At 66.0% G+C, this 12,795-nt stretch carries 7 protein-coding genes and 3 pseudogenes; 8 read left to right on the forward strand and 2 right to left on the reverse strand.

All coding sequences use genetic code 11. The features are described 5' to 3' along the window. Window positions 1-17: 17 nt before the first annotated feature. The 7 genes and pseudogenes from ACZ6Z4_RS07230 to ACZ6Z4_RS07260 all read left to right on the forward strand — a co-directional run bounded on the left by ACZ6Z4_RS07230 (window position 18) and on the right by ACZ6Z4_RS07260 (window position 10,491). Window positions 18-461: a hypothetical protein gene (locus ACZ6Z4_RS07230; protein WP_465559145.1), complete on the forward strand. Its 444-nt coding sequence runs from the start codon at window positions 18-20 to the stop codon at window positions 459-461. Window positions 462-650: 189 nt separating this feature from the next. Then, on the forward strand, window positions 651-3,437 hold the full coding sequence (locus ACZ6Z4_RS07235; RefSeq protein WP_465559148.1) for a LamG-like jellyroll fold domain-containing protein: 2,787 nt from the start codon (window positions 651-653) through the stop codon (window positions 3,435-3,437). Window positions 3,438-7,147: 3,710 nt separating this feature from the next. Beyond that, window positions 7,148-7,525, forward strand: a pseudogene (locus tag ACZ6Z4_RS07240) (hypothetical protein); the annotation flags it as partial. Window positions 7,526-8,032: 507 nt separating this feature from the next. After that, window positions 8,033-8,923 (forward strand): annotated as a pseudogene (locus tag ACZ6Z4_RS07245) (RHS repeat-associated core domain-containing protein); the annotation flags it as partial. Between the two features lie 549 nt (window positions 8,924-9,472). Then, window positions 9,473-9,850 (forward strand): annotated as a pseudogene (locus tag ACZ6Z4_RS07250) (polymorphic toxin-type HINT domain-containing protein); the annotation flags it as partial. Then, window positions 9,845-10,207: an HYD1 signature containing ADP-ribosyltransferase family protein gene (locus ACZ6Z4_RS07255; RefSeq protein WP_465560605.1), complete on the forward strand. Its 363-nt coding sequence runs from the start codon at window positions 9,845-9,847 to the stop codon at window positions 10,205-10,207. The pseudogene ACZ6Z4_RS07250 and the gene ACZ6Z4_RS07255, both read left to right, overlap by 6 nt. Window positions 10,208-10,209: 2 nt before the next feature. Continuing rightward, window positions 10,210-10,491, forward strand: a complete 282-nt coding sequence (locus tag ACZ6Z4_RS07260; RefSeq protein ID WP_465559151.1) for a DUF6881 domain-containing protein — start codon at window positions 10,210-10,212, stop codon at window positions 10,489-10,491. An 8-nt stretch (window positions 10,492-10,499) separates the two neighbouring features. Here the strand turns inward: ACZ6Z4_RS07260 and ACZ6Z4_RS07265 are convergent, their stop codons facing one another. Together ACZ6Z4_RS07265 and ACZ6Z4_RS07270 are read right to left on the reverse strand one after the other, a co-directional pair. Beyond that, entirely contained in the window at window positions 10,500-10,712 is a 213-nt protein-coding gene (locus ACZ6Z4_RS07265; protein WP_465559154.1) for a cyclin family protein, read from the reverse strand. A gap of 93 nt (window positions 10,713-10,805) precedes the next feature. Then, complete coding sequence (locus ACZ6Z4_RS07270; protein ID WP_465559157.1) at window positions 10,806-11,903, reverse strand: sulfite oxidase; 1,098 nt, start codon at window positions 11,901-11,903, stop codon at window positions 10,806-10,808. A gap of 91 nt (window positions 11,904-11,994) precedes the next feature. On the opposite strand from ACZ6Z4_RS07270, the gene ACZ6Z4_RS07275 reads away from it, so the two are divergent. Further along, on the forward strand, window positions 11,995-12,795 hold the full coding sequence (locus tag ACZ6Z4_RS07275; protein WP_465559160.1) for an aminoglycoside adenylyltransferase domain-containing protein: 801 nt from the start codon (window positions 11,995-11,997) through the stop codon (window positions 12,793-12,795).

A 12,795-nucleotide genomic window follows, 5' to 3' on the forward strand; every position in this document is an offset into this window, starting at 1 on the left:
TGAGGTATCCCTGAAAGATGACCTGCCCCACAGCCCTCCGCACCGCCGCCACCCTCGCGGTCCTGCTCGCCGGGCTGGTCATCACCCCCCTCGCCCTGTCCCACCTCGACGACAACGAGCACCTCATCGAAACCCAACCCGTCCGAGAGGTCGAGGTCGTCGCCGTCTACTCCACAACCCTCCACACCCAAATGACCACAGTCATAGTCCGCCACCCCGACACGGCGGCCCCCACTCCCCTCGAAGGCGCCGACAAACTCCTGTCCCTCCCGGCTGCCAACACGTACGTCCCCGTCGTCGTCGATCCCGACGATCGGACTCGCCTACTCATCACCACCGCCGACTGGGCACCGAGCTGGCTCGACTACACGACTACGGTCGCCGCCACGGCGCTGCCTGCAATCACCCTCGCGGCTCTCTTGTCCGGTGCCTTGACCGGCCGTCGCAACAAGGTGCAATAACCACCTCCGCAACGCCGCCGGAGCAGGCGAGAAGCGCCGCGAGCGCCTATTATCCAGGCGATTCGCCTTGTGACCCGAATCACCGACCCATGCAAACCGAACTGTATGGGTTGTCGCTGTTCAACAGCCCGACATAACCCCAGAGTTACCCCTCGACTGTCTTTTGTATCGATCTGTGGGGTGGGGCAAGTGACCTGGGGCTCTCGTACGTCTCGTTCACGCCGGCACAGCCGGCGTACAGCTGTCTGGTTCGTGGTCGGCGCTCTGGTCGCCGGCGGAGGGCTGCAAGCACTGCCGACCGCCGCGACGCCGCCGCCGGCGGCTTCTCCGGCCAAGCAGCCGGAGAAGAGTGCGGCCAAGCGAGCCGCAGAGTCCGGCGAGCGGGTCGAAGTGGTCGAGAAGCGCACCGAGACATCAAAGAACTTCGCGAACCCCGACGGCACCTTCACCCTCGAGCAGTCCGCGGAGCCGGTCCGGAAGAAGCGGAACGGCCAGTGGGTCGACCTCGACCCGACTCTGTCCCACCAGGACGGCGTGATCCGGCCGGCGGCGACGTCGATGGAGATGGAGTTCTCCGACGGCGGCGACAAGAACCTGGTGACGCTCACCAAGGAAGGGCACGAGTTCGCCCTGACCTGGCCGCGGCCACTGCCCGCGCCGGTCGTCGACGGCGACAACATGACGTACAAGTCGGTCTACCCCGACGTCGACCTCCGGGTGAACGTCACCAACGACTCCTTCTCCCAGGTGCTGATCGTCAACACCCCGGCGGCCGCCAAGCTGCCGCAGCTGCAGCAGATCGAGCTCGGCCTCGACGCCCCGGGACTGACCGTCCGGAACTCGCCGGGCGGCGGCATCGAGGCCGTCGACGAGATCGGTACGACGATCTTCAGCGCACCGAAGCCGGTGATGTGGGACTCCTCGGGTGATCGGAAGGCCGAGCCGGCTTCGGCCGACCGGGGCGCCGAGCCACTCGAGGGCGACACGGTCGCCGCGATGCCCGTCGGGATCGATCAGGACAGCCTGACCATCACGCCGCAGCAGTCGCTCGTCGATGCACCCGGCACGGTCTACCCCCTGCACATCGACCCAGCGGTCAGGGGCACCCGCGTAGCGCGTTCGATGATCAACGAGGCCCAACCAGGTACGCCGTACTGGGGTTGGACCAACGACGAGGGCGTCGGGTACCAGGCGTTCGAGCCGTGGAGCCGCAAGCGTCTCTTCTTCGGCTTCGACGTCGCGAAGGTCGCTCAGGCCCAGATCCTCTCGGCCACGTTCACCGCGTTCGAGACCTGGGCCGCGTCGTGCACGCCCAAGCCGGTCGAGGTCTGGAAGACGGCGCGGGTCACCGAGAACACGAACTGGAACGCAGGCTCCGGAGCGTCGGTCTGGCAGCAACGGCTGGGAACCGCGACCGTCGCCCACGGCCGTGAGGGATGCGACCCGGGTGGATCCTGGGTGCCGTTCAACGTGCAGTCGGGGGTGGCGCAACAGGCGGCAGCCAACGCCTCCACCATCTACCTCGGGATGCGCGCGGCCGACGAGTCCGACCAGAACGCCTGGAAGCGGTTCCGGTACGACGTCGAGCTGTCGATCACCTACAACTTCGCGCCCACCGTCGTGCGTCCGCGGACCGAGGACCCCGTGACCAGCTGTGCCACCACCGCAGGCAGCGCCCCGATCGTCGGAGACGCCCAGCCACGTCTGATCGTCGGCGTCACAGACCCAGACGCGTGGGACGGCGACCAGGCGATGGTCGAGTTCGAGGTCCGCAGGGCGATCGACGCCGGCCCGTACCGCCAGCTCAAGACCGCGGGCTACTCGAACACCGGAACCGACGTACGGTTCATACCGAGCGGTGAGATGCAGGTCCTGGACTCGAACGTGACCTACGCCTGGCGGGCTCGAGCGTGGGACGGGGACGCGCACTCCGCCTGGTCGACCGAGTGCTACTTCGCGGTGGACCTGGCGAAGCCGCCGGCGCCGACCATCGTGGCGACGACGGCCGGTCCTTACCAGCCAGGCAAGGCCGTCAGCTTCAAGATCGCCAGCCCCTCGAACGACGTCACCGGCTTCCGCTACGCGTTCGACACCTTCAGCCCCGGATCCACGGTGATTCCGAAGGCGAACGGCACGCTGACGGCGACACCGGCCCACATCGGTCCCTGGTACATCCGTGCCTGGAGCGTCGATGCCGCGGGCAACCCGAGTGACCGGTACGGCGAAGTGGTGCTGCGCGTGAACGGGCCGGATGTCGACGGCAAGTGGATGTTCGACGAGGGCACCGGATCCTCGAGTGTCGACGGCAGCGGCAACAGCCGCACGATGTACCTGGGGACCGGAGCCACCTGGACCGGTGGTGACCAGTCCGCCGTGCTTCCCACCGACCGGGCCGTCTACCTGCCGGGCCTGCAGACGACCGGTGCCACCACGGCGACGTCGGCGACCAACATCGTGGACACCAGTCACAACTTCAGTGTGATGGCTCGTGTGCAGCTCGGGATCAAGAGCAACCGCCAGGTCATCCTCAGCGAGGACCGGCCGGGCCTCAGCAGCTTCACGCTGGGCACCACGGAGATGACCTGGACCGGCAAGGACACCGCGGACCCTGGCGATGATGTTCCGAGCGAGCGAAAGGTCAAGTTCGCGTTCACCATTGCCACCAACGACTCGGCAGGCCCGGCCAAGCTCGAGACCGGGTGGATCGCGCACAACGAGGGTGACTGGATCGACGTCGCGGCGGTGTACGAGGCAGGTGACCACTTCCTCAAGCTGGCCGTCGACGGCATCCCCCGCAGCAGCGGGTACTTCAAGGAGTCGGCCAGCGTCACCGACGGCTCCGGCCCGTTCCGAACCGGCTTGGCGATCGACGGGCAGAGCACGCACTTCCTGCGCGGCGCGGTGGACGACGTCCGGCTTTACCAGAACGTCGTCAGCGACGACTACATCCAGGCCTACTCCTTCGGAGACAACTGATGGGACGGACGATGAAGCTCAGTAGGCCCACCCTGCGAAGAAGCCGAGCGGCCCTCGTCACGGTCTTGGGCGTCAGCCTGATCGCCGGTGTCGCCTCCTACGTCCCAGCAGCCGAGGCCAAGGCGTACAGCCGCCCGGCGCCGACACCGCAGAAGACCGATCCGGTCGAGGGCTCGGAGTTCACCGGCAAGAAGGATCTCCCGGCTGAGAAGTCGCCGGGCAAGGCCGCCGACGTCACGTCGCCGACCTGGCCCGCCGCGACCACTGGCGTCGTCAACCTCGCGCCCGTCGGCCTCACCGGTGTGGCCAAGACGGTGACGACGCCGCAGCGAGTCGGCGCGTCTCCGGTCACGGTCGCCCCGTCGGCCGCCTCGGCGAAGGCAGCCGCGGCCGTCAAGTCCGTACGGGTCGACGTGCTCGGGCAGGACCGCGCGCAGCAACTCGGCGTCAGTGGAGTTGTCCTGCGAGTGGCAGCCGCCGAGAAGACAGCCGCTCCGGGCAAGGTGCGGCTGCAGGTGAAGTACTCGGACTTCAAGAACGCGTACGGCGGGGACTGGGCCACCAGACTCCGCATGGTCAGACTCGACTGCTCCAACGAGACGACCTGCTCGAAGGCGACGGTGGTGCCGGGCTCGGCGGTCGATGCCAAGACCGAGACCGTCACTGCCGACGTCGACGTACCGGCCAACAAGTCGGGCTCGGCTGTCGCCGCGTTCGCCGTAGCGGCTGCCGCGGACGGCCCGAACGGCGCGTACAGCGCGACCAGTTTGTCGCCGGCCTCGACCTGGAGTGTCGGCAAGCAGACCGGCGACTTCAACTGGAGCTACCCGCTGCGAGTGCCGCCGGGCACAACAGGTCCCCGGCCGGAGCTCTCGATCGGCTACTCGTCGGGCTCGCTCGACGGTCAGACCGCGTCGACCAACAACCAGGGCTCGTGGATCGGGCAGGGGCACACCCTGGAACCCGGCTACGTCGAGCGCAAGTACGTCTCGTGCGCGGACGACATGACCGCGGAGTCGAACAACAAGACCAAGACCGGCGACCTGTGCTGGCGCTCCGACAACGCGACGCTTTCGCTGGGAAGTCACTCCAGTGAGCTGCTGTACGACCCGGTCAAGGGCTGGAAGCTGCAGAAGGACGACGGATCCCGCATCGAGCGACTGTCCGGCGCGGACAACGACGCCGTGAACGGTCCGGTGAGCGGTGAGCACTGGCGCCTCACGACCACGGACGGAACGCAGTACTTCTTCGGCCTGAACCCGGCTGCTTTCGGGGCGAGCAGGTCGAACTCCGTCTCCATGGTTCCGGTGTACGGCAACAACGACGGTGAGGCTTGCTTCAAGGCCGGCGACTTCGCCGGTTCGCAGTGTGCGCAGCCCTGGCGGTGGAACGTCGACCGGGTGATCGACACGTCCGGCAACGTCATGACCTACCGGTACGCGAAAGAGACCAACTACTACGGCCGCAACAACAACACCGCGGTCTCCAGCTACGACCGCGGCAGCTACCTGACGAGCATCGAGTACGGCGAGCGCGACGGCACCGACGCGTCGGTCGCGGCGCCGGCCAGGGTCGTCTTCGAGGTCGCCGAGCGTTGTTTCCCGAGCGGAGCGGTCACGTGCGCACCCGAGCAGCTCACAGCGGCCAACGCCTCGAAGTGGCCCGACGTGCCGTTCGACCAGATCTGCGCGTCCGCCACGACCTGCCCGGGCAAGACCTCGCCCGCGTTCTTCAGTCGCAAGCGGCTGGACGCGTTGTACACCGGAGTTCACACGGGCGGGGGCAACTACCGAACCGTGGACCGCTGGGACTTCGGGCAGGAGTTCAAGGACCCGGGCGACGGTACGTCGGCCGGCCTCTGGCTCAACAGCATCACGCACAGCGGTACGGCCAACGGCACCGCGGTCGTCGATCCGCCGGTCACCTTCGAGGGCACGCTGATGTCCAACCGCGTAGGTGACTTCACCAACGGCGCGTTCCCGATGAACAAGCCGCGGGTCAACGGCATTCGCACCGAGTCGGGCGCGCTGATCTCGGTCAACTACTCGGCGAAGGACTGCACCACCAACCCGGCCGAAGCAACCGCGCCGACGAACACCCGCCGGTGCTTCCCGGTGTACTGGACGAGAGAGGGCGGCGAGAACCCGACCCTGCACTGGTTCCACAAGTACATCGTGACCCGGACGGTCGAGACCGACCTGGTCGGCGACTCGCCGACGAAGGACACGGCGTACAGCTACGCGGGCAGCGCCGGCTGGCACTTCGACGACAACGAACTGACCGCCCTGAAGTACCGGACCTGGGGCGACTGGCGCGGCTACAACTACGTGACGGTGCTCGAAGGCCCGGCAGGGTCGCAGACCGCCACGAAGTTCCTCTACTTCCGGGGTCTGCATGGCGACCGCCTGAACAAAGCGGGCACCCAGACGAAGAGCGTCCAGATCAAAGACTCGCAGTCCACGACCGGCTACGACGACTTCGATCGCCTGAACGGCTATGTCCGCGAGCAGGTCACGTACAACGGTTCGGGCGGCGCCGAGATCACCGGGACCGTCAACACGCCGTGGCTCAAGCAGACCGCGTCGAGCCCTGGTGACATCGCGACGTTGCTGGCAACCGGCTTCGTTCGCGTCCGGACCCGGCTGACCGACGGTACCTACCGGGTGTCCGGAACCGACAGCCAGTTCGACGACCAACTCGGCCTGCCGACCTCGGTGAGCGACCTCGGAGACGTGAGCAAGGGCGACGACGACCGCTGCACGCAGTACGAGTACGCGCAGCGCTCCAGCGGCTGGGTGATGGACACGGTGAAGCGCAAGGAGACGGCCTCCGTCAGCTGCGCTGTCGCAGATCCGGCCCCGGGTCAGATCGTGTCCGACGAGCGCACGTACTACGACCAGAGCACGTCGCTGGACGCCGCTCCCACCCGGGGCCTGGTCTCCAAGGTCGAGACGATGTCCGCCACGGGCAGCACTCCTGTCTACGAACAGCGCGCCCGGATGATCTACGACGAGCTCGGGCGGACGACCGAGACCTACGACGGGCTCAACCGGAGGACCAGCAAGGTCGAGTACGTGCCCGCGCTGAGTGGCCCGGTGACGGGTACCAAGACGACGGACGCCCTGAACAACACCAGCGAGACGACGCTGGACCCCGCGTGGGGTTCGCCGACCGTCGAGATCGATGCCAACGACAAGCGCACCGATCTGACCTACGACGGCTCCGGGCGCCTGACCTCGGTGTGGCTCCCTGACCGGCCCAAGGCCGAAGGGAAGTCGGCCTCCGCCGTCTTCTCCTACCTGCTGTCGAAAACGGCTGGTCAGCCCAACATCGTCTCGTCCCAGGAACTCCTGCCGAACGGCACCTACTCCAACACCCGGACCCTCTTCGACGGCCTGCTGCGTGAACGCCAGACCCAGGCGCCGAGCGCGAACGGCGACGGCCGCGTCATCACCGACACCAAGTACAGCTTCCGCGGTGTCGTGGAGAAGAAGGGCGGCCCGTACTTCGACAACTCCAGCGGCCCGTCGAACAAGATCTTCCAGGTCACCGACGTCCAGATCCCGACCCAGACCGTCTACACCGTGGACGGCGCGAACCGGGTCACCGTCGAGACGATGAAGTCGAAGAACTCCGAGCTCTGGCGCACCACCACGTCGTACGGCGGCAACTTCGTCGGCGTCGACCCACCGGTCGGCCAGACGGCGACGATGAGCGTCGTCGACACGCGGGGAAACACGGTCGAGCTTCGCCAGTACCCCAGCGGTGCCGTGCAGGGGGCGTCGGACAACACGGTCTACACCTACACGCCTCGCGACGAGCTGGCGAGCGTCAAGAACGCGGGTGGCAGCACGTGGAGCTACACCTACGACCTTCGAGGCCGCCAGATCTCGACCACTGATCCGGACAAGGGAACGACAACCTCGACGTACGACGCCGCCGACCGGCTGACGTCGACCAAGGACGCACGGAACCAGTCCTTGTTCTTCGAGTACGACAACCTGGACCGCAAAACCGCTACTCGTAGTGGTTCGGCAACCGGCACGGTGCTCGCGTCGTGGAAGTACGACACGCTCGGCAAGGGGCTGCTGACCTCGTCGACCCGCACGGTAGGCGGCAACAACTACATCTCGGCCATCACGGGCTACGACGCCTTGAACCGGCCGACGGGGACGAAGGTCACGATCCCGGCTGTCGAAGGCAAGCTAGCCGGCGAGTACACCTCGTCGACGAAGTACAACCCCGACGGCGGCGTCGCCGAGGTGACAATGCCGCAGGTGCCGGGGCTGCCGAATGAAACAGTCAAGACGATCTACAGCGACAGCGGCAACCTGGTGGCAATGGGCGGCTGGTCGTCGTACGTTGGAGGAGCGAACTACACACCGTTCGGTGAACCCACGCTCTACACGATGGGCGACGTCCTCAACGGAAAGGCGTCCCACCAGACCTTCGGTTACGACGAGGGAACGCACCGCCTGACCTGGATGAAGGTCGATCGCCAGACGCAGGCCAAGACCGACGACTCCTTCGACTACACCTACGATGCCGGCGGCAACATCCTGGCGATCGCCCACTCGCAGGCCCAGGGCGCGAGCATGGATCGCCAGTGCTTCACGTATGACTTCCTCCGTCGCCTCACGGAGGCGCGGACAACGTCGAACGCGTCCTGCACCACGGCTCCGACGACCGGCAACCTCGGCTCGACGTACCCGTACTGGAAGACGTACGGCTACTGGAAGTCCGGCAACCGCGCCGAAGAGACCTCTCATGCCGCGGCCGGCAACACTGTCCGCAAGTTTTCTTACCCGGCAGGCTCTCTGCCGCGCCCACACGCCACGACCGGAGTGACGAGCACCGGACCCGGTGGTACGTCAGCTGATTCCTACACATACGACGCTACCGGCAACATGGCGACCCGCACGGAGTCCGGCGACACCGACACCTTCACCTGGGACGTCGACGGCAGCCTGAAGTCGATCGCCGGCCCGAGTGGCACCACCGACTTCGTCTACGACGCCGAGGGCGACCGCCTCATCAAGCACGACCCGACGGGAGCGACCCTCTACCTGGGCGACACCGAGGTCCGCCTCGACAAGGCCGCCGACACCGTCTCGTCGACGCGCTACTACAAGTTCAACGGCGGCACGGTCGCGATGCGCACCGGCGAGAACGCGGTAGAAAACCTTTTCGCCGACCACCACGGCACCGCCACGGTCAGCATCGACCGAACCTCCAGCGAGCTCTCCCGCCGCTACATGGACCCGTTCGGCACCCCGAGAGGCCAATCGTCGACCTGGGACAGCAAGAGCCGAGGCTTCGTCGACGGCCAACTCGACGCATCGACTCGTCTGACACACCTGGGTGCCCGAGAGTACGACCCAGACCTGGGCCGCTTCATCTCGGTTGACCCGGTGGTCGACCACAACAACCCGCAACAGCTCAACGCCTACGCGTACGCCACCAACAGTCCGGTGTCGATGTCGGACCCGGACGGTCTGGCAGTGATCGTCGACCTCCCGTCCGGCGGAAAAGTAGCGACCAAGCCTGAGAACGAGAGCGAGGTCTACAACGACGACAAGAAGTCTGTCGACAAATGGAACTCGATCTCCTATGAGGAAAAGGTCCAGAACGAGATCCAGTACCAGATCTCGAGCCACAAGAAGCGGGCGGCCGAATCGAAGGCAAAGGTCAAACGAGTCATCAAGGACCTCGTCAAGATCATCGCCGACGAACTGGGGGTCACCGACGCGCTGAACTGCTTCACGCAAGGCGATATTAGTTCTTGCCTTGCCACCGGCGTCACCGTCCTCAGCTCTTTCGCTGGCGGGATTCTCGGAAAACTCGCCGTCAAGTATGGCTCTCCACTCAAGTGGGGCAAGGCGGCTGCGTTGATAGCAAAGATCAGCAAGCTCGCTGAGCAGGCTGTCGATGCCGTCAAGGACTGGCGGATATCAGTCAAGGCACTCGGAGATTGCAACTCGTTCGTGCCAGGCACCAGAGTTGTCATGGCCGATGGTTCCTCCAGACCCATCGAGGAGTTGCAACTCGGTGACCAGGTGCTGGCGACAGATCCGGACACTGGTAAAACTTCTGCACAACCAGTAGTGGCGACGATCGTAGGTCACGGTCAGAAGGAGCTGGTTGAGCTCACCGCGACCGTCCGTATCGGAAACAAGACCGAACAGTCGACTGTCGTCGCTACACAAGGGCACCCGTTCTACCGGCCGATCGACCACAGGTGGGTCGATGCCGGTGATCTACGAGTCGGTGACCTGTTGCAATCGGAGCCGATGGCCAGGGCAGCGATCACGGTCAGCGGTGCCCGCGAGTACATCGCCCCGGCGCGCGTGCACAACCTCACCGTAGGGAAGGTTCACACGTATTATGTGTTGACGGGTGAGACGCCAGTGCTCGTTCACAACGCAAATTGCCCTAGAAGTCTCTATCACTACACAAATGAGGCGGGGCACGATGGGATCATCGCAAGTGGCCAGCTGCGCGCGTCCCTGAAGGCAAACAACCCAAATGATGCTCGTCACGGAGACGGTCAGTATCTGTCGGATATAAAGCCAGGAACCAGGACTCCGGGTCAACTATCGGCGGCTTTTCTGAGAGTTCCCTGGGCCGGGAGGAGGTTCTCGCACTATGTCGAAATTGATGTTAGGGGCCTGAATGTTGTCGCAGCCGAAGGGAGGCCCGGTGTGTTCGTTGTTCCGAACAGTGGGCCGTTGGATCTCACCGGGCGCATCCTGAGCTCAGGGAGGAATTAGATTTGAGGTACGTCAAGGTCGCTTGGGTGCATGACTTTGAAGATGAGCCTGTGCTCTATCTGAGTGAGTTGGGTGACGACGGTTACGAAACCCGGAAAGTTCAGTTCTATCGGGATGGGCGAGCCGAGTGGGCAGACCGAAATCACGAGACCGCGACAGTCGGACTCTCGGAGATCCCATTTCCGGCGCTTGAGGAGATTTCTAACCAGCCTGAGTTCGATGCCGAGTTGATCGATGCGAAGGACTTCGAGCAGGCGTGGGTTCGGTCTCGCTCTCCCTCGTGATCGGCGCGCTACGCGGAAAGCGGGCTGTGGCTCAGGCGGTGGCACTGGGTTTGGTGGAGGGTGGCGATTCGGGTGCACGCGGCGTCTATGGCGGCTCGTTGGGTGTCGTAGACGCCGTACCAGTACGGGTCTTCCGGGAGTGGGTCGCCGAGGTCGTCGATGTCGGCGTACCACGCCGTGCCGGTGCGGAAGATTCTCGCGTGCAGGTTCAAGTCGTTCATCGCGCGGATCGCTCCTGGGGAGAAGGAATCGGTGCGTTGCCCACTTCTGATGATGTGGCGGGGAGTGGGCAACGGCAGGAGCGACACGCGGGTTTACTGAACCAGAACAGTGAGGCGTTGGGCGGTGTTGTTGGCGAAGCCGCCTCGGTTCCAGGGGGCTTCGATGGGTTGGACTCGGCCGGATTTGTCGTGGGCTCGGACCGTCAGGATGTGTTCGCCGGGGGTGGCTTGCCAGGTGAAGGTGAAGGGGCGCCAGGCGAGGTCTTCGTTGCTGGAGGCATCGAGGGTGGCGTCTTGCCAGGTGGCGCCGGCGTTGGTGGAGATCTCGACGCGGTCGACCGGGGCCCAGCCGGACCAGGCTCGGCCTTGGAGCAGGACCTCGCCGGCGGGGACGAAGCGGTGGCGGGTCATGAAGTCGGGGTGGCCGGGAGGGATGAGGAGGGCTCGGGGTTCGATGCGGGTGACGGCTACGCCGGGCTCGTCGGGCTCGGTGCGGATGCGGTAGGCCTCGGCGTTCTGGTAGCCGGTGAAGGGGTGGTCTATGAGCTCGATGGAGCGGAGCCACTTGACCGACGCCATGCCGTACCAGCCGGGGACGACCAGGCGGAGCGGGTAGCCGTGTTGGGGTGGGAGGGGCATGCCGTTCATTTCCCAGGCGACGAGGGCGTTGGAGTCGAGGGCCTCGGCGACCGACAGGCCGCGTTGGTAGTCCTGTTCGATGCCTCGTTCCACGCCGTGGTCGGCGCCGGTGAAGACGACGTCGACGGCGTCCGCCCGTACGCCGGCGGCCTCCAGCAGCGCGGCCAGCGGTACGCCGGTCCACTCGGCGGTGCCGACGGCCTCCATCAACCAGGGCTGGCTGATCGGCCGGGGGTGCAGCTGGGCGCGGCCGTTGCCCGCGCACTCCAGCGTGACGCGGACGGTCTGGCGGCCCATCGCGCGGAGCTCGGTCAGGCCGAAGTCGATCGGTTGCTCGACGCAACCGTCGACGGTGAGGCGCCAGTCGAAGGCGTTGGTCAGCGGGATGTCGTAGTGGACCAGCACGTAGTGCAGCCCGGGCGGCGTCAGGTCGTAGCGCAGCGCCTCCAGCGGGATGCCGTGGTTGCGGGCGGCCAGCTGGAGCTCGTCGGTGGTGATGCCCTCGCCGGTGTCGGCCAGGCGGCCCCGGGCGCTGAACTGTTCGATCGTCATGGCGACTTCCCTTCCCCTGGAGGTCAGCCTATGCCGCGCGGCGGTGGGAAAAGCAAGAGCGCGAACTCGCCGACCTGGCTACGGTCGGCTCATGACGTACGACGTACCGCATCCTCGTGACCGAGCGCAGTCATGGGCTTCCTGCGACGAGGACATCAAACGGTACGTCGGAGAGGCGCTGGCGGCGACCGGGCTGACGCCGAACGCGGTGTACGTGCACGGGTCGCTGGCGATGGGGTGCTTCTACCGCGCCAAGAGTGATGTGGATCTGCTGGTGGTGGTGCGGGATGCGCTGACGGGGAGTGAGCGGGAGCGGGTCGCGCGGGTGCTGGCGGAGCGGTCGCAGGGCCGGCCGATGGTGGGGGATCTCGAGGTGTCGGTGCTGACCGAGCGGCAGGCGGCGCGCGGGGCGCGGGAGTTCGAGGTGCACTACTCGGCGTACTGGAGTGAGCGGGCGCTGAGTGGGGAGTACGCCGGGCCGGGGGTCGATCCGGATCTGGCGGCGCACGTCACGGTGGTGAGGGCGCGCGGGGTCGCGGTGAGTGGGCCGGGGCCGGCGGAGATGTTCGCGGAGGTGCCGGCGGAGGACTATCTGGCGGCGATCGAGGCGGATCTGGCTGAGGTGGATCTGCTGGCGGAGCCGTACTACGGGGTGCTGAACGCGTGCCGGGTGTTGATGGTGCGGGAATCACCGCAGGTGGTGAGCAAGGAAGAGGGTGGGGAGTGGGGGATCAGGAACCTGCCGGAGGAGCACAGGCCGGTGGTCGAGCAGGCGCTGAGGTGTTACCGGAGTGCGCGACGGGTCACGCCGGAAGAGCGAGGGACCGATGGGCACGGATGGGATTGGCATGCGCTGGAAGCCTTCCGCGCACTTGTAGAGCCGGCTGGGTGA

This window comes from Kribbella sp. NPDC104740 (assembly GCF_055583505.1).